At 69.4% G+C, this 21392-nt stretch carries 25 protein-coding genes and 1 riboswitch; of the genes, 19 read left to right on the forward strand and 6 right to left on the reverse strand.

The window, feature by feature from the left end:
- Positions 1 to 24 precede the first annotated feature (24 nt).
- The 3 genes from B161_RS0108540 to B161_RS0108550 all read right to left on the reverse strand — a co-directional run bounded on the left by B161_RS0108540 (position 25) and on the right by B161_RS0108550 (position 2767).
- Positions 25 to 213 (reverse strand): hypothetical protein, encoded by a 189-nt coding sequence (locus B161_RS0108540; protein WP_018632953.1) that lies wholly within the window; start codon positions 211 to 213, stop codon positions 25 to 27.
- Between the two features lie 119 nt (positions 214 to 332).
- Positions 333 to 1634 carry a DUF2927 domain-containing protein gene (locus B161_RS20190; protein WP_018632954.1) on the reverse strand — a complete coding sequence of 434 codons (1302 nt, stop codon included), beginning with the start codon at positions 1632 to 1634 and terminating at the stop codon, positions 333 to 335.
- Positions 1634 to 2767: an A/G-specific adenine glycosylase gene (locus tag B161_RS0108550; protein WP_018632955.1), complete on the reverse strand. Its 1134-nt coding sequence runs from the start codon at positions 2765 to 2767 to the stop codon at positions 1634 to 1636. Before B161_RS0108550 ends, B161_RS20190 begins: the two co-directional genes overlap by 1 nt.
- A gap of 166 nt (positions 2768 to 2933) precedes the next feature.
- Here B161_RS0108550 and B161_RS19600 point away from each other — a divergent pair, with 166 nt between their 5' ends.
- From B161_RS19600 to B161_RS0108605, 10 genes are all read left to right on the forward strand, one after another.
- On the forward strand, positions 2934 to 3563 hold the full coding sequence (locus B161_RS19600; protein WP_018632956.1) for a DUF721 domain-containing protein: 630 nt from the start codon (positions 2934 to 2936) through the stop codon (positions 3561 to 3563).
- The gene (locus B161_RS18815) at positions 3560 to 4447 is read left to right on the forward strand and encodes a DsbA family protein (RefSeq protein WP_018632957.1); all 888 of its coding nucleotides are present in this window, start codon (positions 3560 to 3562) and stop codon (positions 4445 to 4447) included. The genes B161_RS19600 and B161_RS18815 overlap by 4 nt, the downstream gene beginning before the upstream one ends.
- 178 nt (positions 4448 to 4625) lie before the next feature.
- The gene (locus tag B161_RS0108565; RefSeq protein ID WP_018632958.1) at positions 4626 to 4967 is read left to right on the forward strand and encodes an AtpZ/AtpI family protein; all 342 of its coding nucleotides are present in this window, start codon (positions 4626 to 4628) and stop codon (positions 4965 to 4967) included.
- 72 nt (positions 4968 to 5039) lie between these two features.
- Positions 5040 to 5765: a F0F1 ATP synthase subunit A gene (locus tag B161_RS0108570; RefSeq protein WP_026310304.1), complete on the forward strand. Its 726-nt coding sequence runs from the start codon at positions 5040 to 5042 to the stop codon at positions 5763 to 5765.
- A 41-nt stretch (positions 5766 to 5806) separates the two neighbouring features.
- Positions 5807 to 6046 carry a F0F1 ATP synthase subunit C gene (locus B161_RS0108575; RefSeq protein ID WP_018632960.1) on the forward strand — a complete coding sequence of 80 codons (240 nt, stop codon included), beginning with the start codon at positions 5807 to 5809 and terminating at the stop codon, positions 6044 to 6046.
- 81 nt (positions 6047 to 6127) lie between these two features.
- Positions 6128 to 6667, forward strand: coding sequence for a F0F1 ATP synthase subunit B family protein (locus B161_RS0108580; protein ID WP_018632961.1), 540 nt, complete (start codon positions 6128 to 6130; stop codon positions 6665 to 6667).
- Positions 6668 to 6671: 4 nt separating this feature from the next.
- Positions 6672 to 7151: a F0F1 ATP synthase subunit B family protein gene (locus B161_RS0108585; RefSeq protein ID WP_018632962.1), complete on the forward strand. Its 480-nt coding sequence runs from the start codon at positions 6672 to 6674 to the stop codon at positions 7149 to 7151.
- A gap of 266 nt (positions 7152 to 7417) precedes the next feature.
- Positions 7418 to 7520: riboswitch (TPP riboswitch) on the forward strand.
- A gap of 62 nt (positions 7521 to 7582) precedes the next feature.
- Entirely contained in the window at positions 7583 to 8533 is a 951-nt protein-coding gene (locus B161_RS0108595) for an ABC transporter substrate-binding protein (RefSeq protein WP_018632964.1), read from the forward strand.
- On the forward strand, positions 8523 to 9326 hold the full coding sequence (locus tag B161_RS0108600; protein WP_018632965.1) for an ABC transporter ATP-binding protein: 804 nt from the start codon (positions 8523 to 8525) through the stop codon (positions 9324 to 9326). The genes B161_RS0108595 and B161_RS0108600 overlap by 11 nt, the downstream gene beginning before the upstream one ends.
- Positions 9323 to 10069, forward strand: coding sequence for an ABC transporter permease (locus B161_RS0108605; protein ID WP_018632966.1), 747 nt, complete (start codon positions 9323 to 9325; stop codon positions 10067 to 10069). Before B161_RS0108600 ends, B161_RS0108605 begins: the two co-directional genes overlap by 4 nt.
- On the opposite strand, the gene B161_RS0108610 is transcribed toward B161_RS0108605, so the two are convergent.
- Complete coding sequence (locus B161_RS0108610; RefSeq protein WP_018632968.1) at positions 10066 to 10620, reverse strand: hypothetical protein; 555 nt, start codon at positions 10618 to 10620, stop codon at positions 10066 to 10068. The genes B161_RS0108605 and B161_RS0108610 overlap by 4 nt on opposite strands.
- A 156-nt stretch (positions 10621 to 10776) precedes the next feature.
- On the opposite strand from B161_RS0108610, the gene B161_RS0108615 reads away from it, so the two are divergent.
- The 3 genes from B161_RS0108615 to hslU all read left to right on the forward strand — a co-directional run bounded on the left by B161_RS0108615 (position 10777) and on the right by hslU (position 12950).
- The gene (locus B161_RS0108615) at positions 10777 to 10992 is read left to right on the forward strand and encodes an excalibur calcium-binding domain-containing protein (protein WP_157755588.1); all 216 of its coding nucleotides are present in this window, start codon (positions 10777 to 10779) and stop codon (positions 10990 to 10992) included.
- 69 nt (positions 10993 to 11061) lie between these two features.
- Positions 11062 to 11637, forward strand: coding sequence for an ATP-dependent protease subunit HslV (hslV, locus tag B161_RS0108620; protein ID WP_018632971.1), 576 nt, complete (start codon positions 11062 to 11064; stop codon positions 11635 to 11637).
- The gene (gene hslU, locus B161_RS0108625; protein ID WP_018632972.1) at positions 11634 to 12950 is read left to right on the forward strand and encodes an ATP-dependent protease ATPase subunit HslU; all 1317 of its coding nucleotides are present in this window, start codon (positions 11634 to 11636) and stop codon (positions 12948 to 12950) included. Before hslV ends, hslU begins: the two co-directional genes overlap by 4 nt.
- 36 nt (positions 12951 to 12986) lie before the next feature.
- Here hslU and B161_RS0108630 read toward each other — a convergent pair whose 3' ends face one another.
- Positions 12987 to 14909 (reverse strand): TSCPD domain-containing protein, encoded by a 1923-nt coding sequence (locus B161_RS0108630; RefSeq protein WP_018632973.1) that lies wholly within the window; start codon positions 14907 to 14909, stop codon positions 12987 to 12989.
- Positions 14910 to 15107: 198 nt separating this feature from the next.
- Entirely contained in the window at positions 15108 to 15416 is a 309-nt protein-coding gene (locus tag B161_RS0108635) for a hypothetical protein (RefSeq protein WP_018632974.1), read from the reverse strand.
- A gap of 167 nt (positions 15417 to 15583) precedes the next feature.
- On the opposite strand from B161_RS0108635, the gene B161_RS0108640 reads away from it, so the two are divergent.
- The 6 genes from B161_RS0108640 to B161_RS19835 form a co-directional block, all read left to right on the forward strand.
- On the forward strand, positions 15584 to 16030 hold the full coding sequence (locus tag B161_RS0108640; protein WP_018632976.1) for a DUF1489 family protein: 447 nt from the start codon (positions 15584 to 15586) through the stop codon (positions 16028 to 16030).
- A 660-nt stretch (positions 16031 to 16690) separates the two neighbouring features.
- Complete coding sequence (locus tag B161_RS17470; protein ID WP_018632979.1) at positions 16691 to 17068, forward strand: hypothetical protein; 378 nt, start codon at positions 16691 to 16693, stop codon at positions 17066 to 17068.
- A gap of 420 nt (positions 17069 to 17488) precedes the next feature.
- Positions 17489 to 18166, forward strand: a complete 678-nt coding sequence (rimP, locus tag B161_RS17475; RefSeq protein ID WP_018632982.1) for a ribosome maturation factor RimP — start codon at positions 17489 to 17491, stop codon at positions 18164 to 18166.
- 87 nt (positions 18167 to 18253) lie between these two features.
- On the forward strand, positions 18254 to 19936 hold the full coding sequence (nusA, locus tag B161_RS0108660) for a transcription termination factor NusA (RefSeq protein ID WP_018632985.1): 1683 nt from the start codon (positions 18254 to 18256) through the stop codon (positions 19934 to 19936).
- A 3-nt stretch (positions 19937 to 19939) separates the two neighbouring features.
- Positions 19940 to 20581 carry an RNA-binding protein gene (locus B161_RS0108665; protein WP_018632987.1) on the forward strand — a complete coding sequence of 214 codons (642 nt, stop codon included), beginning with the start codon at positions 19940 to 19942 and terminating at the stop codon, positions 20579 to 20581.
- A 71-nt stretch (positions 20582 to 20652) separates the two neighbouring features.
- A partial coding sequence (locus B161_RS19835) for a translation initiation factor IF-2 associated domain-containing protein (RefSeq protein ID WP_040789526.1) occupies positions 20653 to 21392 on the forward strand: 740 nt, incomplete at its 3' end.

Below are 21392 nucleotides of genomic sequence, written 5' to 3' on the forward strand. Positions count from 1 at the left end.
CCTGAGATGTCGGCCTGCCGCCGCTCAGAGGGACGGAGGCGGGGCGTTCGGCGAGAGCAGAGACACCAGCACGCCCAGCATGAAGGCCGCAAGCCCGAAAGCCATCGCATAGACGAAGGCGCGGTGAATCTGATCCTGAACCGGCAGGCCGCGACGGCGCGTCAGGAAAAAGCCGTAGGCCCAGCCTATCGCGGCGGCGAGGATGAGCGGCATGAGGATTCCCCCTGAAGACTGTAGGCTGCGGAGCGACGCCGCGAGTCTTAGGCGCTTCGCCGGAGGATGCCAAGGCCCCGCCAGGGCTCCCGCCCGCGACGCGGCGTCTCAAGGCGAGCTTAGCGCAGCCCGGCCGCGCGCACCGCGGGGGAGGCGGCGGGCGGCGAGGAGGGGGCGGCCAGTCCGGCGAGGGATTCCTCAAGATCCCAGCGCTGAAGCCGGAGGGCGGCGGCGCGGGCCTCGGCGGCCAGAGCCAGCGCCGAAGCCGGATTCCCCGTCGCCTGAGCCGCCCGCGCCATCAGGCCGAGGGCCTCGGCCTCGCGGACGGAATCTCCGGCGGCGCGGGCGAGCCCGCGGGCCTCCGCCGCCAGACGCGCGGCGGCGGCGGCCTCCCCCTGCGCGAGGGCGGCGGCGGCGCGGGTGGTCAGAGTCTTGACGCGCCGGTGGTCGCCGTGGGGCAGAGCGGCGGCGGCGGCCTCCAGCCGCGCCATGGCGGCGGCGAATCCCGAGGCGTCGCGGCCATAGGCGGCCAGAACCGCCCGATAGGCCGAACTCCACGCCTGAGATTCCGGCGCCGAGGGCGCGCCGCCGTGGATTCCCGCCGGGTTCAGCCGCGCCATGGCCGCGATGGCTCCGGCGCGGGCGGCCGCGGGGCTCATGCCGGGCTGAAGCTCGGGGGCGTAGGCGACCCGCAGAATCAGGCGGTCGAAGGGCGTGAGGGCGGCGTGGGCGCCGTCGTCGTTGAAGACGCTGTCCGGCGCGCGCTCCAGATCGTTCACCGGCCCGAGCAGCTGCGCGATCTCCTCGATCAGGCAGATCCGGCGCCGGGCCGAGGAGGAATCGGCGGGGATGTCCACGATTCCGCCCCGGAAGGCGCTGAGGCTCCGCCAGTCGCCCGTATGCTGCGAGCCGCAGAGCACCCCCGGCGCCGCCGCCGCGAAGCGCGAAGGCCGCACCGAGCGAATCCGGATTTCGGCGGGCTCCAGAGCCGCCGCCCGGCGGATCTCCAGCCCGGTCGTCGCCGAAAGCTCGGCGAGGAGGGAATCGAGGAAAGGCGCTTCGGCGGCGAAATCCGCCGCGAGCCGCACCCGCGCCGGGCCCTCCCAGCGGGCGAAGACGGCGCGGCTTTCTCCGGATTCGTTGCGGAAGGTCAAATCCACGAAGTCGCGGGCCATCTCGGCGTTGGCGCGGCGGGGGCTCCCGGCGGCGAAGGAGGAGGCGGGCGCCGAGGCGGCCAGAGGAATCACGTCGGGGCGCGTCGCGTTGAAGACCGCCGGAGACTGCGCCGTCACGGCGTAAGGGGGCGTCGCGGCGCCTCCGAAGAGGCCGCCCTCCTGAGCGCCGCAGGCCGAGAGCAGCAGGCCGCCCAAAATCGGAAGAGCGAGCAGCGAAGCGGAGCGGAGAAAGGAGCGGGGGGACATCAGGCGGTCTCCTGCGGCGAGGCGGCGGCCTTCCAGAGCGGCGGCGGCTCGCGGGCTTCGCGGACGAGGGTCAGGGCTTTGCGCATGACTCCCGGAAGGGCGGCCTGCGCCTCGGCCATGGGCGTCCAGATTCCGCGTTGGGGGAGGGCGCGCGGATCAGCCGCTTCGGCCGCGTAGACGTCGAGAATTAGAGAGAAATGGGTGAAGATCTGTCTAATCTCTCCGATCCGCCGCCAAGCCAAAGCCAGAGGCGCGGCGGCGCGGCGGGCCTCCGCCTCGGGCGGGAGGGGGGTCCAGTCGGTGCCGGGAATCTCCAGCATCCCCCCGAGAAGGCCCTTCTCCGGGCGGCGGGTCAGCAGAATCGCCCCGTCGGGCCGCAGGGCCGCGAAGACCGCGCCCCGCCGCTCGGGACGCGGCGCTTTGGGCGTCTTGCGCGGCAATTGCGCGGCGATTCCCCGCTTGCGGCCTGCGCAGGGCTCGCGCCAAGGGCAGGGCGCGCAATCGGGATCGCGCGGACGGCAGATCGTCGCGCCGAGATCCATCACGGCCTGAGCGTAGTCTCCGGGGCGCTCCTGCGGCGTCAGGGCGGCGGCGAGGGCGCGCAGGGCGGGCTTGCCCTTCGGCAAAGGCTCCTCCATGGCGAAGAGCCGCGCCATGACCCGCTCGACGTTGCCGTCGACCACCACGGCGGGCTCGTCGTCGAGAATCGCCGCCAGAGCCGCCGCCGTATAAGGCCCGACGCCGGGAATCTCGCGCCATGCGGCTTCCGAGCGCGGAAAGCCCTCCGCCGCGAGCTTCTGCGCCGCCGCATGGAGGTTGCGCGCCCGGGCGTAATAGCCGAGCCCCGCCCAGGCGGCCAAAACCTCCTCGCGCGGGGCGGCGGCGAGATCCTCCACCTTCGGCCAGCGCGCCAGAAAGGCCGCGTGATAGGGCTTCACGGCGGCGAGGGTGGTCTGTTGCGCCATGGCCTCCGAGAGCCAGACGGCGTAAGGATCGGGCCGCCCGCCCGCCGCGCGGTCTTCGGGGCGCAGACGCCAAGGCAGACGCCTGCCATGGCGGTCGTACCAGGCCAGAAGCCCGGCGGAGAGGGCGCGGGCGGTTCGGGGATTCGGGAGAGGGGCGGCGGCGCTCACGTCGGCTTGATTCCCAATCGCTGAGAAAACACCTATTGAAGGGGCTAAGATGGCGCTCTCCGTCCGAAGCCGCAAGCTTGGGGCGCGAGATCGGGCGCTTCGACATTCCTCCGCGCGCCTCCGTCGGTTCGGAGCGCGCCCGAACAGCCGCAGGAGCCTCGCGCCGATGGCCGAACCGCCGAAAGACGCGCCGCCTTCGGAGCCTGAGCCCGAAGCGCCGAAATCCGCGCAGAAGCCCCGCGCCAAGGCGCGCGGAGGCGCGGCCGGGGCCTCCGGAGGTTTTTCAGGAGGCGGCAAGCGGCTCAAAAGATTCGCCAGCCTCGGCGATTGCGCCGCGCCGCTCATGCGCCCGGTCTTCGAGAAGCGCGGCTTCGCCGAGGCCCGCATCGCCGCCGACTGGACGACCATCGTCGGGGTTCGGCTGGCGCGTCTCTGCCGCCCGATCAAGATTCTGCGTCAGGGCCCGCGCGGATCTCAGGAGGGCGGCCTGCTCGTGATCGGCGCGCGCAGCGGCGCCGCCATGGAGCTGACCCACGCCGCGCCGCAGATCGTCGAGCGCGTCAACGTCTTCTACGGCCGTCGGGTCGTGGATCGGCTGAAGGTGGATCAGACCCTCGCGCCTTCGGCCCGGCCTCCGGCGTCCGCGCCTCCGCCTGAATCTCCGCCGCCCTTGGCCGAGCCTCTGGCGGCGCTCGACGCCATAGACGATCCGGGGCTGCGCGCGGCGCTGGAGCGTCTGGCGCGCAACCGCGTCTCCTTCTCCAATTCCCCCAGCACATCCCGGAAGGTTCCATGATCTCCAGCCATTCCACGCTTCGTCTGACCGCCGCCGCGGTCTTCGCCTTGTCTCTGGCCGCCTGCGATCAGGTCGGATCGGGATCCTCCTCCGGCTCCGGCTCCGGCTCGACGCCCGCCGCCTCCTCGACGCCAGCCGCTTCGGCCACGACTTCGGCCGCGGCTCCTGCGGCCCCCGCTCCGGCTCAGGCCGAGGCGACGCCCGAGCCGGCGACTGCGACGACCGAGGCCGCGACCCCGGCGCCGGCCGCCGCGCCCGTCGCCGAAGCTCCGGCGGCCCCGGAGGAGGCCGAAGCGGCTCCGGCGGCTTCAGAGGAGGCTTCGGCGGCCTCTCCGGCTCCGGCGGTCTCCGGCCCGCTCATGGCCGACGCGCCTCTGGGCTCGCCGGAGGCCAAGGTCACGGTGATCGAATACGCCTCGCTGAGCTGCCCGCATTGCGCGGTCTTCCAGACCCAGACCGCCGCCGCCTTCAAGGCGAAATACGTCGAGACGGGCCTCGTGCGGTTCATCCACCGCGATTTTCCGCTGAACGACCCGGCGATGATCGGCGCCATCGCGGCCCGTTGCGACGGTTCGCCGCAGAAATACCACGCCTTCATCGACCTGCTCATGCGCCAGCAGGATTCCTGGGCCTTCCAGCGCGACGGCCAGAGCATCGTCCGCGAGGTCAAGCGCATCGCGCAGCTGGGCGGCGTCTCGGGCGAGAAGCTGGACGCCTGCTTTGAAAACGCCGAACTCGGTCAATGGATTCTCGAAACGGCGCGGCAGGGCGAAAGCCAATATGGCGTGAACTCCACCCCGAGCTTCATCATCAACGGCAAGGCCTATAAGGGCGGGCATTCTCTGGCGGAGCTTTCGGCGGCGATCGATCCTCTGCTGAAATGACCATTGGTCGCAGGGGCGGGCCTTTTTGACGAAGGCCCGCGCCTTGACGCCCCATAGACCCCTTTGTATGGTGCGCGCGCTTCGTCGCGGAAACTTTACGAAAGCTCCGGGGCGGATTGAGGGGAGAAAAGCGGGCCGCGGCTGAAATCGGCGCCCTGTTTTGGAGGATGGCTCCGAAATGAAGGGCGAAGAGGCGGTCAGGCCCGAACGCGAAGCGGATCCGGAGGCGCTCAAAGCTCTTGAAGCGCGCATAGCGCGCGCAAGGGAGAAGTTGACGCCTGAAAGACCTGCTCCGGCGTGGAGGGGCGGCAAATTCGCCGGCGCCTCCTTGGCTTGGCGCATGGTGCTCGAGCTGATGATCGGCTGCGCGCTCGGCGGGCTGATCGGCTGGGCTCTGGACTCGGCTTTCGGAACCTTCCCCCTCATCACGGCGATATTCGGCGGGCTGGGCTTCGCGGCGGGCGTCAAGACGATGTTGCGCAGCGCGAGGGAAGCGGATAACTCCGCACGGCGAAGCTGATACGGATCAGACCCGGCGCCGCGCGCGCCAAGCGAGAGAGGGCGAGCTTTGGCGGACGCGAGCGGCGGCGGAATGCATATCGACCCGATGTATCAATTCGCGATCAAAGAGATCGTGCCGATTCATCTCGGGGGCCTGAATCTCTCCTTCACCAATTCGGCGCTTTGGTCGTTCTACGCGGTGGGCGCGACCATTCTGCTCTTCTCCTTCGCGATGCGCGGCGGGGCTCTGGTGCCCGACCGGGTGCAGTCGGTGGCGGAAGGCTTCTACGGCTTCGTGCGCAACATGGTCCGCGACGCGGCCGGCGACGAGGGCCTGAAATACTTCCCCTACATCTTCACGATCTTTCTGTTCGTCTTCTTCGCGAACATGCTCGGGATGCTGCCCTACAGCTTCACCGTCACGAGCCATCTCGCGGTGACGGGCGCTCTGGCGCTCGCGGTCTTCGTCACGGTCACGGCCATCGGCTTTAAGAAGCACGGGACGCATTTCTTCTCGTTCTTCGTGCCGAAAGACGCCCCGGGCTGGCTCAAGCCCATCCTCGCCGTGATCGAAGTCATCTCCTATTTCGTGCGCCCCCTCAGCCATTCGGTCCGTCTTGCGGCGAACATGGTGGCGGGGCACGCGATGCTCAAGGTCTTCGCGGGCTTCGCGGCGGCCATGGGCGTGGCCGGCGTCCTGCCGATGCTCGGCATGCTCGGCGTGACGGCGCTCGAATTCCTCGTCTGCGCCATTCAGGCCTACGTCTTCGCCATCCTCACGGCGATCTATCTCAACGACGCGCTGCATATGCACTAAGGCGCGACTTCAACGTTCATAGCGGTCAACAGGAGCTCATCATGGAAATCGAAGCCGCCGCCGCCCTCGGAAAATACATCGGCGCGGGCCTCGCCTGCCTCGCCATGGCTGGAGCCGGCATCGGCATCGGCCATGTGGCCGGCAACTTCCTCAACGGCGCGCTGCGCAACCCCGCCGCCGCCAAAGAGCAGCAGGGCAACTTCTTCATCGGCATGGCCTTCGCCGAGGCCCTCGGCCTCTTCGGCTTCCTGGTCGCGCTGATCCTGGTCTTCGTCGCCTGATTTTCGGACGACCTTCGGCGGGGCGCGGCTTGATCCGCGTCCCGCCTGATCCGATCCCGACCCCCCGCAGCCGGAGGCGTTATGGCGACCCCAGCCCATGCGGCGGCCGAACAGTCGGCCGGCATGCCGCAACTCGATTTCTCCACCTATCCCGCCCAGATCTTCTGGGCCGCGGTGGCGCTCTTCGTCCTCTATCGGTATCTGAGCCGTCGGGCGATCCCGCAGATGGAGGCCGCGCTGGCCGCGCGCCATGAAGCCATCGGAGGCAGCCTTGAGGCCGCCGCGGCCGCGCGCCGCGAAGCCGAGCAGGCCGAAGCCGATTATCAAAAATCCCTCGCCGAGGCCCGGGCCCGGGCTCAGGCCACCTTGGCCGAGGCCAAGGCCAAAAGCGACGCCGCGCTGGCCGCGCGCCTCGCCGAGGCCGACGCCTCCATCGCCCAGAAGACCGCCGCGGGCGAAGCGCGCATCGCCGAGATCCGCGCCTCCGCCGAAACCGACGTGCGTTCGGTGGCCTCCGAGGCGGCCGCCGCCATTCTGGAGCGTTTCCTGCCCGGTCAGGCCGACGCCGCGGAAGTCTCGCGCGCGGTCGAGGACGGGCTCGCCGGTCTGAAGAGGAGCTGAGGCCATGCGCGATTACGAATGGGTTCTGCTCAGCTTCATCATCTTCATGGCCATCCTCTGGTATGTGGGCGCCTTTAAGAAGATCGGGGCTTCTCTCGACAGCCGCGCCGCCGAGATTCAGGCGCAGCTCGACGAGGCCAAAGCCGCCCGCGCCGAGGCTCAGGAGCTGCTCGCCAGCTTCGAAGCCAAGCGCGCCAGCGCCGAGGCCGAAGCTCAGGGCATCGTCGCCCGCGCCGAGGAGGAGGCCAAAAAGGCCCTCTCCGACGCCGAGGCGGAGATCGAGCGCGCCATGGCCCGCCGTCTGAAGAGCGCCGAAGAGCGCATCGCTCAGGCCGAGGCCGCCGCCAAGCGCAAAGTGCATGACGCCGCGGCCGACGCCGCCGTCTCCGCCGCGAGCCGCGTGCTCGGCGCCCGCCTTGAAGGCTCCGCCGGCGAGGCCGCCCTCGACGAGGGCCTTAAGGAAGTCGCGCAGCGGCTGCATTAAGCTCCGCCGAATCGCCTCCTGATCAATGCGACGAACGCCCCATCTCCTCGGAGGGGGGCGTTTTGTCATGGAGGCTCAGGATATGGGAGGCTCAAGACATGGACGATCGCCGGACGAATGGAGGACTTGTCCGCGATCCTCGGCTGTTCTTCCCGACCGGCGTCGATGAAATCACGATGCGGATGGCCGGGGCCGCTTTCACGAGGGGCCGCAGCGCCTTCCGCTCCCTGCTTGACAATCTTCTCCGCCGCGTCCAGAGCTTGAAGCCTTGCTCATTGGGGCGTCCCGCAAGGGACTGAGAGGCCGCCGCGCCGACCCATCGAACCTGATCCGGATCATGCCGGCGGAGGGAATGAGCGTCGCGCCGCCGCGGGCTCAGGCTTCGTCGCAGGCGCGCGCCGCCTTCGCCTCCCGAAATTTGGAGGCTTTTCGTGAAATCCCCTTATCTCCTCGCCTTCGCCGCCTTTCTAGCGGCCGCGCCCGCCTCTGCGGCGGATAAGCTGACTCTGCTGCTCGACTGGTATGTGAATCCGAATCACGGGCCGATCGTCGTGGCGCAGCAGAAGGGCTTCTTCGCCGCCGAAGACCTTGAGGTGGAGATCGTCGCGCCTTCCGATCCCTCCCAGCCGCCGAAATTGGTGGCGGCGGGCCGCGCCGACATCGCGCTGGATTATCAGAGCCAGCTTTATCTGGAGCATCAGGAAGGTCTGCCGCTCAAGCGCATAGGCAGCCTGATCAATTCGCCTCTGAGCTGCCTGCTCGTGCGCGCCGACGGCCCGATTCAAAGCCTCGAAGACCTCAAGGGCAAGACCATCGGCTATTCCACGCCGGGCGTGGACGAGGTCAGCGTCTCGATTCTGCTCGCCAGCGTGGATCTGACTCTGGAGGACGTGACCATGGTCAACGTCAACTGGGCGCTGACTCAGGCGCTGCTCTCCGGGCAGGCCGACGCGGTGACCGGCGCCTATCGCAACGTCGAGCCGCACGAGATGGCGGCGGCGGGCGTGGAGGGGCGCTGCTTCTTCCCGGAGGATCGCGGCGTTCCGCCCGACGACGATCTGATCTTCGTGGCCAATCTCGAGCGCGCCAGCGAAGAGGATCAGGATAAATATCGCCGCTTCCTCAAGGCGGTGGGCTTGGGGGCGCTCTATATCCTCAACCATCCTGAGGACTCTTGGGAGGCTTTCGCGGGCTATGATTCCGATCTCGACGACGCCGCGAATAAAGCCTCTTGGGAGGCGACGCGGGGCCGTCATTCGCTGATTCCCTCCGCCCTCGATCATGCGCGCTATAAGGCTTTCGGCGCTTGGCTCGAAGCTCACGGGACCATTGAAAAGGTTCCTCCGGTCTCCGCCCTCGCCGTGGACCTCAATGCGGATTGAGCCCAAGGCGAAGGTGGGTTTGGACAAGCGCGGGCCGGGCCTGAGGCTTCGGGGCGAGTTGATTCTGCCTCAGGGCCGGCCCTTGTTCCGGGGTCTGGAGTTCAAGGCCGAGCCGGGGGTCTGGACCTGCCTTCTGGGCGCTTCGGGCGTGGGGAAATCCACGCTGCTGCGGCTGCTCGGAGGGCTGGAGACCGCGGGCGTCTTTCGGGGCGAGATTCTGGTTTCGGATCGGCAGCCGCTCGCGGGGCGGGCGGCTTGGATGGCCCAGAGCGATTTGCTCGCGCCTTGGCTTTCGGTGCGCGAGAACGTCGCCTTCGGGGCGCGTCTGCGGGGCGAAAAGCCGGATTGGGTGCGGGTGGACGCCCTGCTGGCCGAGGTCGGGTTGAAGGATTGGGCTCAGGCCCGGCCCGCCGCGCTGTCGGGCGGCATGCGCCAGAGGGCCGCCCTCGCGCGCACGCTCATGGAGAATCGGCCCGTGGCGCTGATGGACGAAGCCTTTTCGGCTCTGGACGCGGGCACCCGCGCCCGGATGCAGGAATTGGCCTTTGGGCTTCTGCAAGGGCGCACCGTGGTTCTGGCGACCCATGATCCCGGCGAGGCGGCGCGTCTGGCGAGCCGGGCCTATGTGCTGGTTCCCGATCCGGCGGGGGCGCGTCTGGCCGAGCCTCATCGCTTTGCGACGCCGCCTTTGCGCGATCCGGCCTCGCCCGACGCCTTGGCGGCTCAGGCGGCGCTTTTGGCCGAATTGCGCAAGCCGCCCCTTGAGGAAAGCCTTAGGGAGCGCGCGTCGTGAGGCGGGTTCTGGACGTTCTGATCAGCGCGGCGGGGCTGATCGCGCTCTGGGCGCTTCTGGTGCGCATGGCGGAGCTGCCGCCTTATATGCTGCCTTCGCCTTGGCGGGTGGCGCAGGTCTTTTGGAACGACCACGCGACGCTCTGGCGCAACGCCAAAATCACCGCTTGGGAGAGTCTGGCGGGCTTCGCTTTGGGCGCTTCGGCGGGGATCGCGGCGGGGCTTCTGCTGACCATCTCCAGCCTCGCGCGGCGCTGGCTCGGGCCTTTTCTGGTGCTGAGCCAATCCGTGCCGACCTTCGCCCTCGCGCCTTTGATCGTGCTTTGGCTGGGCTTTGGGCCGGAATCCAAGATCGTGGTGGCGGCGCTCGGGATTTATTTCGTCGTGGCCTCGAATTTCTACGACGGCCTGCGCCGCACCGATCCGGGCTTGCTGGATCTGGCGCGGGTCATGGGGGCTTCGCCGCGTCGCGAGCTGTGGCGGCTGCGGATTCCGGCGGCTCTGCCTTCGCTGGGCTCGGGGCTGAAGGTGGCGGCGGCCTACGCCCCCATCGCGGCGGCGGTGGGCGAATGGGCGGGGGCCTCGCAGGGCTTGGGCTATCTCATGCTCTACGCCAACGCCCGCCTCAAGATAGACCTGATGTTCGCCGCCTTGCTGACGCTCGCGGTGTTCGGTCTGGCCTTTCATGCGCTGGTGGGCTGGGCGGCGCGGCGCATGACTTCTTGGGCGCCCGAGGCGGCTTAATCCTCCTCCTGAAAGGGGACGACCGAGAGGAAGCCATGCTCAAGCCGCCCCTTGGCTTCGTCGTAGCGCTCGCTCCAGACATAGGCCCCGACGCAGGCCGCCGCGCCGTAGCTGTCGCAGTAAGAGCCGTGCAGGCTGAGCAGCAGCACCGGAATCGCGCCTCCGCCCGGCGCTGAGACGATGGCGTGGCCATGGGCTTGGAAATCATGCCGCGACCAGGGCGCCTCCGGATCTCCCGTCGAGACGAAGAGGATGCGCGGCGATCCGCCCGTGCCTTTGTGGAAGGCGGCCATGGGCGCGCATTCCAGATATTCGCCGTCGAAAAGCGCGTCGAGGATCCCGTCGCCGTTGAAATCCGTATGGCGGATGAAGGCCCAGTCCGGCGCGAGGAGTTCGCCTTCATTCTCAAGGCATTCCTGCCGCTCCGGTTCGAGCAGGGCGAGGAGAGGCGCGAAGTCGAATTCAGGCGTCTGGGCGAGGGCGGGCGGCGCGGCCGGCCCGCAGGCGAGCAGGGCGGCGAAACAGGCGACAGCGAAACGGGCGGAGGACATCGGGCGGCTTCCTCTCTGAAGGCGGGGCGGAGGCATGAGGCCGCGTCCTCCGGCCTGCGTCAAGTCTCGCGTCGGGCTTTTGGGGGGTCTTGACGCGGCGCGCGGAAGCTCAATCAATGGGCGCAGGACGAATCTCGATTCAGCGAGGGTTGCGGCGTGAGGATTCTTTTGCTTTTGGCGGCGACGTCGCTGATCGCGGCGGGCGGCGCTCAGGCGCAAAGCTGCAAGGCGGCGAAAAGCTGCGCCGAAGCGGTCGAACTCTGGTGCGGCGGCTACGCCCGCGCCGACCGCGACGGAGACGGCGTCCCTTGCGAGAATCTCTGTCGCGGCAAGGCTCAGGCGGATGAAATCCGGGCCGGGCGCGCCTGCTGAGGCGAGAGTCTCCCGCCGGGCGCAAGGCGGCTCTTGACCTTTCGGCCCGGCTCGCCGAAATGACGCCCCATGCGCAATTCGGAATCCTCGCCGTCGATGCACGGCACGACCATCCTCGCCGTCCGCAAGGGCGGCGTGATTTGTTTGGCCGGAGACGGGCAAGTCAGCCTCGGCCCCACCATCGTGAAGGGCGACGCCCGCAAGGTGCGCCGGCTGGAGGTCGGCGGCCATGCGGCGCTCGCGGGCTTCGCGGGCGCCACCGCCGACGCCTTCACGCTGCTGGAGCGGCTGGAGGCCAAGCTGGAGCAATCGCCCGGCCAGCTCCGCCGCGCGGCGGTGGAGCTCGCCAAGGACTGGCGCACCGACCGTTATCTGCGGCGGCTCGAAGCCATGCTCATCGTGGCCGATGAAAACGAGACGCTGCTGCTCACGGGGCAAGGCGACGTGCTGGCCCCCGAAGGCGGCGCGACCGCCATAGGCTCGGGCGGGAATTTCGCTCTGGCGGCGGCGCGGGCGCTGATGGATTCGGAGCGCAGCGCGGAGGAGATCGCGCGGCGCGCCATGGCCATCGCCGCCGAAATCTGCGTCTACACCAACGGCCGCCTGACGGTCGAAACCCTGATCTCCGCCTCCGAGGCCCCATGACCACCAATCTCACGCCCCGCGAGATCGTTTCCGAGCTCGACCGCCATATCGTCGGGCAGGAGGCCGCCAAACGCGCCGTGGCCGTCGCCTTGCGCAATCGCTGGCGGCGCCAGCGCCTGCCTGACGAACTCCGTGACGAGGCCATGCCGAAAAACATCCTCATGATCGGCCCGACCGGCGTCGGCAAGACCGAGATCGCGCGGCGTCTGGCCAAGCTCGCCGACGCGCCTTTCCTGAAGGTCGAGGCGACGAAATTCACTGAAGTCGGCTATGTGGGCCGCGACGTGGAGGCGATCATCCGCGATCTGGTGGAGAGCGCCATCGTCCTCGTGCGCGCCCGCAAGCGCGAGGAGATGAAGGCCCGCGCCGAGGGGGCCGCCGAGGAGCGCGTCCTTTCGGCTCTGGTGGGCGAGGGCGCGAGCCCCTCCACCCGCGAGGCTTTCCGCCGCAAGCTCCATGCGGGCGAGCTCGATGCGAAGGAGATCGAGATCGATCTGGCGGATTCGACCAATCCCTTCCAGATGATGGAGATCCCCGGCCAGCCCGGCGGCGGCGCGGGAATGTTCAACCTCTCGGACATCTTCGGCAAAGGCGCCTTCGGGCGCACCAAGAAGCGCCGGATGACGGTCGCGGAATCTCATGCGGCCCTCGTGGCCGAGGAGGCGGATAAGCTCATCGATCAGGAGACCGTCACCCGCGAGGCCGTCAAGGCCGTCGAGGAGAACGGCGTGGTCTTCCTCGACGAGATCGACAAGATCGCCGACCGCGCCGAAAGCGGACGCGGCGGCGCCGACGTCAGCCGCTCGGGGGTTCAGCGCGACCTGCTGCCGCTCATCGAAGGCACCAGCGTCTCGACGAAATACGGAGCGGTCAAGACGGACCACATCCTCTTCATCGCTTCGGGGGCCTTTCATGTGGCCAAGCCCTCGGATCTCCTGCCGGAGCTTCAAGGCCGCCTGCCGATCCGGGTGGAGCTGAAGCCTCTGACCGAGGCCGATTTCCGCCGCATCCTCACCGAGCCCCACGCCTCGCTGCTCAAACAGGCCGAGGCGCTGCTCGCCACCGAGGGCGTGAAGCTGGAGGTGACGCCCGACGGCGTGGAGGCCCTCGCCGAAGCCGCCGCCGAGGCCAACGCCCGGCTGGAGAACATCGGCGCGCGGCGTCTGCATACGGTGCTCGAACGGGTGCTGGACGAGATCTCCTTCGCCGCCAGCGACCGCGACGGCGAGACCGTCGCGCTCAACCGCGCCTATGTGGCGGAGCGGCTGGGGGATCTGGTGAAGAACGTGGATCTCGGGCGCTACATCCTGTGAAGCCTTGAAGGGCGCCGCGAGGCGCCCTTTTTCGTCTCAGCCCTCGCCGTGCCGCCGCAGGGCCGCCGCCAGAGCCGCCGGAACCGAGGGCGCGAAACGCCCCTCCACGAGGCTCGGACCCGCCGGATCCTCAAGCCCCTCCAGAGCCGCCGCCAGAATCTCCGGTTTGACGCCCGCCGTCAGAGCCGCCGAGATCAGCCGCGCCGCGGCCTCGGGCCAGACCTCGGCCGCGCCGATTTCGCCGCGGACCTGAAGCAGCGCCTCGACGGGGCGTCCGTCGGCTTCGTTCAGGGTGAAGAGCCAGCGCCGCCCTTCAGGGCCCTCCACGGCGTAGGTCGCGCCGGAGAGCCGCCAGGGCCGCCCTCCGCCCGCCGGAGGATTCAGCGCCGCGCCGTTCGCGGAAGGCCGGGGCGCGGGCTCCGGAGCCTCCGCCAGACGCGGCCGTGCGCGCGGCCTCGGCGGCCCCTCGGGCGGAGCGTCCATGAAGATCGCGCCGTTGGCGCCGCCCTCCCAGACCATATGGAGCTTCTCCATGGCGGCCTCGGGCGAGGCGGGGCGGATCAGCCGCGCGGGCCCCGCCGCGTCCAGCCGCCGCCGCGCCAGAGCCGCCAGCGCGATGCGGTCCTCATCCTCGCCGAGATAGGCGGGATCTTCGGTTTCGGCGCTCCATGCGGTGACGAAGGCGCAGCGCAGCCCTTCGGCCATGACGGCGCGGGCCTCGGCGTCGAGCGCCATGGCGGCGGGCGTTCTGAGGCGGGTCTCCGGCTCGAAGGCGGGATAGGCGCCTTTCTCGGCCGCCAGAGCCGCCGCCTCCCGCTGGGCGAGGGTCTGAAAGGCGGCGAACCAGCGCTCGGCCCGCGCGCGCCAGTCGGCTTCGCCCGGATGCAGCCCGCAGACCGCCAGAGCCTCGGCCACATGCCCCAGCCGCAGCGCCACGCGCCGCCGGGCGGCGGCCTCGGCGGCCTGAGCCTCCAGCGGCGGATCCAGCGCGTCATGGGCGTCGTCGAGCATCCGCAGCGCCGCCCCGACCAGAGGCCCGAGCGCCGCTTCGTCGAGATCGGGGCCGCCGGGCCTGCGGACGAGCAGCTTGCGCGCGTCGAGCAGCCCCATGGGCGCGCCGGAATTCGGCGGCGCGGCGAAGCCCTGAGCGTCCGGCGCGAGGGGCAGGCGTCCGCCGAGCGGATCGGCCTCGGCCAGACGATCGGAGAAATAGACGGCCAATCCCTGCGTCGCCGCGCCCTGCGCCGCCGCGAAGAGCAGAGCCTGAGCCTTCATCGCGGCGGCCTGACGCGGCCCCTGCATCGGCGAGCCGGCGAATCGCCAGTCGCTTCCGGCCGCGGCGGCCCTCATCAGCGCGTCGGGGAGCAGCGCCGCGCGCCGAGGGCCTGCGCCGCGTCCGGCGTAGAAGGCGGGGGATTCGGGATGCCCGGCGTCCAGCGCCAGCAGCAGAGGCGGCGGCGAATCGCCCGAGGCGCCCGCTTGGGCGGCGGCGTGCAGATCCAGAAAACGCCGCACGGCCTCATGTCCGCCGAGGCCGGAGAGGTCGCAGACCGCCGAAGCGTCGGAGGCGGCGATGATCGACAGATCGGCCAGCAGCGACCAGAGCGCCCGCGGGCCCTCCTGCGGCGGATTGGCGATATAGGATTCGACGGCCGCGGGGGCGGGGGCCGCTTCGGCGAGCAGGGCTTTCTCCAGCGAGGCGGAGAGCGTCAGCGCGCCCTGCGTCAGAGCCTCTCCGAAGGCGAGACGCCAATAAGCGCGCCGGGCGCCGGGCTCGGGGGCGGCCAGCCGCGCGGCCATGGCTTCGCGCGCGCGGTCCCGGGCTTCGCTTTCGGCGGGATCGGGCGTCTGGGCGTCCGGAGGGAGCGCCGCGCCGCGGGCCTCCTGCGCAGGAGAGGGCCAAGCCTCGGGAAAGGGCCGGGCGGAAGAAGAGCGGTCGCCGCCGCCGGAGCGATTCATAGGCGTCCCCTCATGGCGTTCCTCGCAAACGCGAATCAATCCGGAGAGGGCTCTTCGCCCGCCTCCGGATCGATCCTAACACGCCGAAAACCTCAGGTCGCGGTTTTCTGTATGCGGAAAGAAATCCCGCCCGGCGCCTGTTCCGAGCCTGTTCGGCGCTCGCGTCGGAGCCCGTTCAGCGCCCGTTCAGCGCCCGCCTCAGCGACGGCCGCCGAGCAGCGAGCGGATCAGGCCGACGATGACCATCAGAGCGCCGCCGCCGACGCCGCCGCCGGCCACCTGGCCGAGGATCGAGCCGATGTCGAGGCCCGCCGCCGGAGCGGTCGCCGCCGCGGCGCCGCCGCCGAGGACGCTGCCGATGATCGTCGAGCCGAGGCCGCCGCCGAGGATGCCGGTCAGCGAGTTCAGCGCCGTGCCCAGGCTGAATTTGGGCAGCAGGGCGCCGGCGATGTTGCCGCCGGCGGCGCCGGAGATCAGCGAAATGATGATGGGAAGAAGGGATTCCATTCGAAAGTCTCCGCGGCTCCTGCTTTCATGCTTCAGGCTTGCCGCCTGATCCCGTTTTGGCGCAGTCAGGAGCGTGAAAGCTGCGCGCCGCCCTTATAGCAGAAATTCATCTGTCGCGTTATGCGCCATTGACGAAAGAGCTAAAAAAGGATTTCCATACGCTCCTCATGCTGCATTTGGTCAAGCTTTGTGTCGGCGTGGACACGATCGAAGAATTTTTCTCCGAGCTTTCCGAAGCCGAAGCGGCGGATTCCTCCGTTTCGGGGCGCGCGCCGCCTTGGAGATTCCGCCACGTCACCCGCCAAACCCCTCGCCGGTCTGGGGAAATCCTCGCCGGAGGCTCGCTTTACTGGGTGATTTCCGGGCGAATCCTCTGTCGGCAGAGAATCGTCGGGCTGGAGCCTCTGCGGGGCGAGGATGGAATCGAGCGCTGCGCGATCCTCCTGTCCCGCGAGGCTTGGCGCACGCGTCCGGCGCCGCGCCGCCCTTTTCAGGGCTGGCGCTATCTGGAGGCGAAGGACGCGCCCTCCGATCTCGGCGGCGGGGATTCCACGGAAGCCGAGGCTCTGCCGGACGACCTGCTCGCGCGGCTCGGAGATTTCGGCGTCCTTTAAGGCGCCCTCAAAAAATCCTCAGAGGGCCTTGATGGCGCGCCGGTCGGAGAGGCGCGGCGGCGCGGCCTGCGAATCGATTCTCGGATCGGCTCAGGAATCGCGGAGGCGCCCGAATCGCCGCGCTGAACGCCTGAAATCGAAGAAAATCTCTGTTTTTCAAGATATTGGGAATCATCCTATCTGAAAGGCGTGGAGCGCCCGCCGGAGGATTCGCAGAAAAACCCCTGCGCAAACCTGATCCGGCGCCGACGTTTCTCCTGAAGTTTTTCATCCGGGGGCCTCCCGCGAAATGAGGCGGCCCGCCTTATTCGCCTGACCCAAAGGCGTAACCTCATCCGTAAGGACTCCAATCTCGCCTTCCGGATAGCGGCCTGTTTTTGGTGAATTTTCAGTCACCTTCCTGAATGCGTCGCCGGATGGGTCTAGTTAACCAATGGGGCTTCTGCGCCTTTTTAGGACGTTTCGCCCCATTCCGGACCCGAAAGGACCTTTGAGAGGCCATTTCGCGGACGCCGTTCAGGGTTTGATTAGCTCTCGAAGCGCCGACGCGCTCCGGTCCTGAACCTCTCCATCTCCACGGAGGGCGGGACTGGAGCCCCTCCCGGAACAGGGAGCGGGATCGGCCTCGCAGAAGCGATGACGTTCAGACAGGAGACGACCATGAACAAGACCCTCGCCGCCCTCGCCCTCGGGGCCGCCACGCTCTTCGCCGCCGCCGCGCCCGCCGCCGCCGGGGGCTACGCCCAGCCGGGCGTGACCTACAATTATGGTTCGAGCTATGCTTCGGGCTACGGCTCCACCGTCACCACCTATCAGCCGGTGACGACCTATCAGGCGGTGACCACCTACAAGCCGGTCACCACCTATCAGCCGGTGACGGTCTATAAGGCGCCCGTCTACAGCGCGCCGGTCTATTCGACCCCCGTCTACACGACCCCGACCTATAAGCCGACCACCTGGGTCTCGCCCAAGCGCGACTGGCGCAACTCCTGGCGCGGCGGCCACGGCTCCCGCCACGCTCACGGCCCGCGCCGCTAAGGCTCCGGCCCTGCGCAGCAAACGCCGCGCGATCCGTCCTCCGTCTTCCTCCGGCCCCCAAAACCCCTTGCCGGAGGAAGCCCAGAGGCGGAGAGGGACGCGCGGCGCTCGGCGGAGCGCCGGACCCGCATGAGCAACGCCCCGCTCTGAACGGCTCTCCGCCGGCCCCGCTCCGCTTTTCCCGCGGAGCGGGGCTTTTTCCCGCTTTGAAGGCCCTGAAAGCTCCTTTTGGGCGTCCCTCTTGCGCCGGAGGCTTCCGCGCGCTAAGTATGGCCTCGACATAGCGGCGTCCGCTGGTCCGGTCGGAAGACTGGAGCCGGGACGTTCCGATTTTTCGGGCGGGCCGCAAGGTCCGCTTTTTTCGTCGCGCCTCCCTCCCCCGGAGGGCCGCGCGGCCTCCGAAACGCCGGGAGACGCCTGATGTCCGAAGATTCCGAACTGCTGGCCCAGCTCGCCGCGCGGACCTCCGCCGACGCGCGGATTCTCGCGCTGATCGCGCCGACCGTCGCCGGTCTGGGCTATGATCTGGTGCGGGTGCGGCTGATGGGCGGCAAAAGCCCGCGCAGCCCCCTGACGCTTCAGGTCATGGCCGAAAAGCCCGACGGGACCATGGACGTCGAAGGCTGCGCGCAGATCAGCGAGGCGCTTTCGGCGCTGCTCGACGTCGAGGATCCCATCGAGCGCGAATATGCGCTCGAAGTCTCCTCGCCGGGCATCGACCGCCCGCTGACCCGCGTCAAGGATTTCGCCGATTACGTCGGGCATGAGGGCAAATTCGAGATGGGCGCCCATCTGGAGGGCCGCAAGCGCTTCCGGGGCCTGATCGTCGGGGTGATCCATGCGGGCGAGGCCGTGGAGATCGAAGCCGTCGATTCCAAGGGAACCGTGGAGCGCGTGGCTCTGGCTCTGGCGGATATGGCCGACGCGCGGCTGGTGATGACGGACGAACTCGTCGCCCTCAGCCAGAGCCGCCTTCCGCCCGCCCCCGAAGGCGAGGCCGCAGACGAGGCCGGGGCCGAAGCGGTCGCGGAGGCCCCCCCGCCGCGGAAAGGGGCGCGCAAACCCGCCAAATCCCCCGGGCGGCGGAAGCCCGGCTGAAAGCCGCGCCGCCGCTCTGGTTCAACCCAATAGATCGCGCAATGAATCCGGACCCGGTTTCCGGATCGCGCTCGAGGAGACGCATGAATGGTCAGCGCCAATCGTCTTGAACTGCTCCAGATCGCCGACGCCGTCGCGCGTGAGAAGGGCATCGACCGCCTGATCGTCATCGAGGCGATGGAGGACGCGATCCAGAAGGCCGCGCGCTCCCGCTACGGCGCCGAATATGAGATCCGCTGCAAGATCGATCCCCGCAGCGGCGAGATGTCCCTCGCGCGCATCCGGCGCGTCACGCCGGAGGTGGAGAACCACTTCGTCGAGATCCTCGTTCAGGACGCTCAGAAGCTCAAGCCGGGCGCCGTCGAGGGCGACGAGATCGTCGATCCCCTGCCGCCCCTCGACTTCAGCGGCAGCTTCGGGCGCATCGCCGCCCAGACCGCTAAGCAGGTGATCGTGCAGAAGGTCCGCGAGGCCGAGCGCGACCAGCAGTTCGAGGAATATCGCGACCGCATCGACAGCATCGTCAACGGCACGGTGAAGCGCGTCGAATACAGCAACGTCATCGTGGATCTGGGCCGCGCCGAAGGCGTGATCCGCCGCGACCAGCTCATCCGCTCCGACGCCTACCGCATCGGCGACCGGGTGCGCTGCTACGTCATGGACGTGCGCCGCGAGGCCCGCGGCCCGCAGATCTTCCTCTCGCGCACCCATCCGCAATTCATGGCGAAGCTCTTCGCGCAGGAAGTGCCGGAGATCTACGACGGCGTCATCGAGATCCGGGCCGTGGCCCGCGATCCGGGCAGCCGCGCCAAGATCGGCGTGATCAGCCACGACGACTCCATCGATCCCGTGGGCGCCTGCGTCGGCATGAGGGGCTCGCGCGTTCAGGCGGTGGTTCAGGAGCTGGGCGGCGAGAAGATCGACATCATTCCGTGGTCCGAGGATCCGGTGACCTTCATCGTCAACGCGCTCCAGCCCGCCGAAGTCGCCAAGGTGCTGCTCGACGAGGACGCCGAGCGCATCGAGGTGGTGGTCCCCGACGATCAGCAGAGCCTCGCCATCGGACGGCGCGGACAGAACGTGCGTTTGGCCTCGCAGCTCACCGGCTGGGACATCGACATCACCACCGAGGCCGCCGAATCCGAGCGCCGTCAGAAGATCTTCGCCGAGCGGGCCGCGCTCTTCATGAACGCGCTCGGGCTGGAGGAGATGACCGCCCAGCTCCTCGCCACCGAGGGCTTCGAGAGCGTCGACGAACTCGCTTACGCCGAGGACGAGGAGCTTCAGGAGCTTCAGGGCCTGCCCTTCGAGGCGGGCGAGGCCGTGCGCGCCAAGGCTCTGGCCCATCTGGCCGCCGAGGACGAGGCCCGTCTCCAGCACGCCCGCGATCTGGGCATGCAGGAGGATCTCATGGAGTTCGAGGGCCTCAGCGCCCCCATGCTGGAGGCTCTGGCCGAATCGGGCGTCAAAACCTTGCAGGACTTCGCCGAAATGGCCGATTGGGAGCTGGCCGGCGGCTGGTCCACCCATAACGGGCGCCGCGTGAAGGACGAGGGCGTGCTGGAGAAATTCGACCTCTCCGCCGAGGAGGCCCGCAGCCTGATCATTCAGGCCCGCGCCGCCGTGGGCATGATCTCCGCCGAGGAGATCGAGGCCATGCACGCCGCCATGGCCGCCGCCGCCGAAGCGGAGGCCGCCGAGGCCGAAGCCGGAGCCGAGGCGGGGGCCGAGGAGGCCGCCGAAGGCGCGGCCGCCGGAGAGGAGCGTTGAGCCTTGGGCAGAGGGGGCGCCTCGCGGCGCGCGGAGGACGAGCCTTCCGAACGTCGATGCGTCGTTCACGGCGAATCGGCGCCGAAGGCGGGGCTGATCCGCTTCGTCGTCGGGCCTGAGGGCGCGGTCGTCCCGGATTTGGCCGAGCGCCTGCCGGGACGCGGAATCTGGGTCTCCGCCGAGCGGGCCGCTCTGGAGACGGCGGTGAAGAAGAACCTCTTCTCGCGCGCGGCCCGCGCGCCGGTGAAGGCTTCGCCCGACCTGCCCGCCCAAGTCGAGGCGCTTTTGGTCAAGCGCCTCGTCGAAGCTCTTGGATTCGCGCGTAAATCCGGAGCCGCCGTCTGCGGCTTCGAAAAAACGCGCGAAGCCGCCCGCCGGGGGAATCTCGCCGCCCTGCTCGCCGCCTCCGACGGCGCCGAGGGCGGCAAGGCCAAGCTGCGCCCTCTGGCCGCAGGTCTGCCGATCCTCTCGGTCCTCTCCTCCGAAGAATTGGGTTTGGCCTTTGGGCGCGAGTTTGTGATACATGCTGCGCTGGAGAACGGAGGGACCTCGGATCGCGTGATCCGGGAGGCTCTTCGACTCCAAGGCTTTCGCGCTGAGGCTCCTGAGCCCGCCCGAGAGGGCGGCGGGGGCTTCGACACGTAAAGGGCGCAACCGATGAACGTTTAGTGGATGCATGCGGCGCGTCATGGGGCGCGGCCGACCGGGGTCAATGGATGAACGAGAACGACAAAGACATGAACGACGCCACGCGCGGCGCGGGGACGACTCCCCGTCGCAGCGGTTCCGAACCGAGCCATGTGCGGCAAAGCTTTTCGCATGGCCGCAGCAAATCCGTGGTGGTTGAGCATGTAGGCAAGCGCAAACCCCGCACGGGGGCCGCTCCGGCCGCCGCAGGCGGCGCGGCTCCGGCCGCGTCGGGCGGGCCTGCGCGCCGTCCGGGCGACGCGCCGCGCCGCCCGCCTCAGGGCCGCTCCGGCGCGCCGAACCGTTCGGGGCAGCCGACGCTCTCCGACGAGGAGGCCGATCGCCGCGCCCGCGCTCTGGAGGCCGCCAAGCGCGCCGCCGTGCTTCAGCGCGAGCAGGCCGCCGCGGCCGCCGTCGCCGCGCGCAAGGCCGAGGAGGCCGCCGTCGAGGAGGCCGCCCGCGCCGCCGTCGAGGCTCAGCGCAAGGCCGCCGAGGAGGCCGCCGAGCGCCTCGTCGCCGAGGCTCAGCGCAAGGCCGCCGAAGAGGCCGCCCGCGCCGCCGAAGAGGCCGCCCGCGCCGCCGCTCCGCCGCCCGCGCCTCCTCCCGCGCCCGTTCAGGCCGAGCCCGCGCCGCGCGTCGAGGCGCCCGTCGCCCGCGCGCCGCAGGGCGACCGCCCTTACGGCGATCGTCCGCCGCGTCCGGCCGGGGATCGCCCCTATGGCGACCGCCCGCCCTATCAGGACCGGGGTCCGCGTCCGGCCGGGGATCG

The organism is Neomegalonema perideroedes DSM 15528 (genome assembly GCF_000374145.1).
GTDB classification, from domain to species: domain Bacteria; phylum Pseudomonadota; class Alphaproteobacteria; order Rhodobacterales; family Rhodobacteraceae; genus Neomegalonema; species Neomegalonema perideroedes.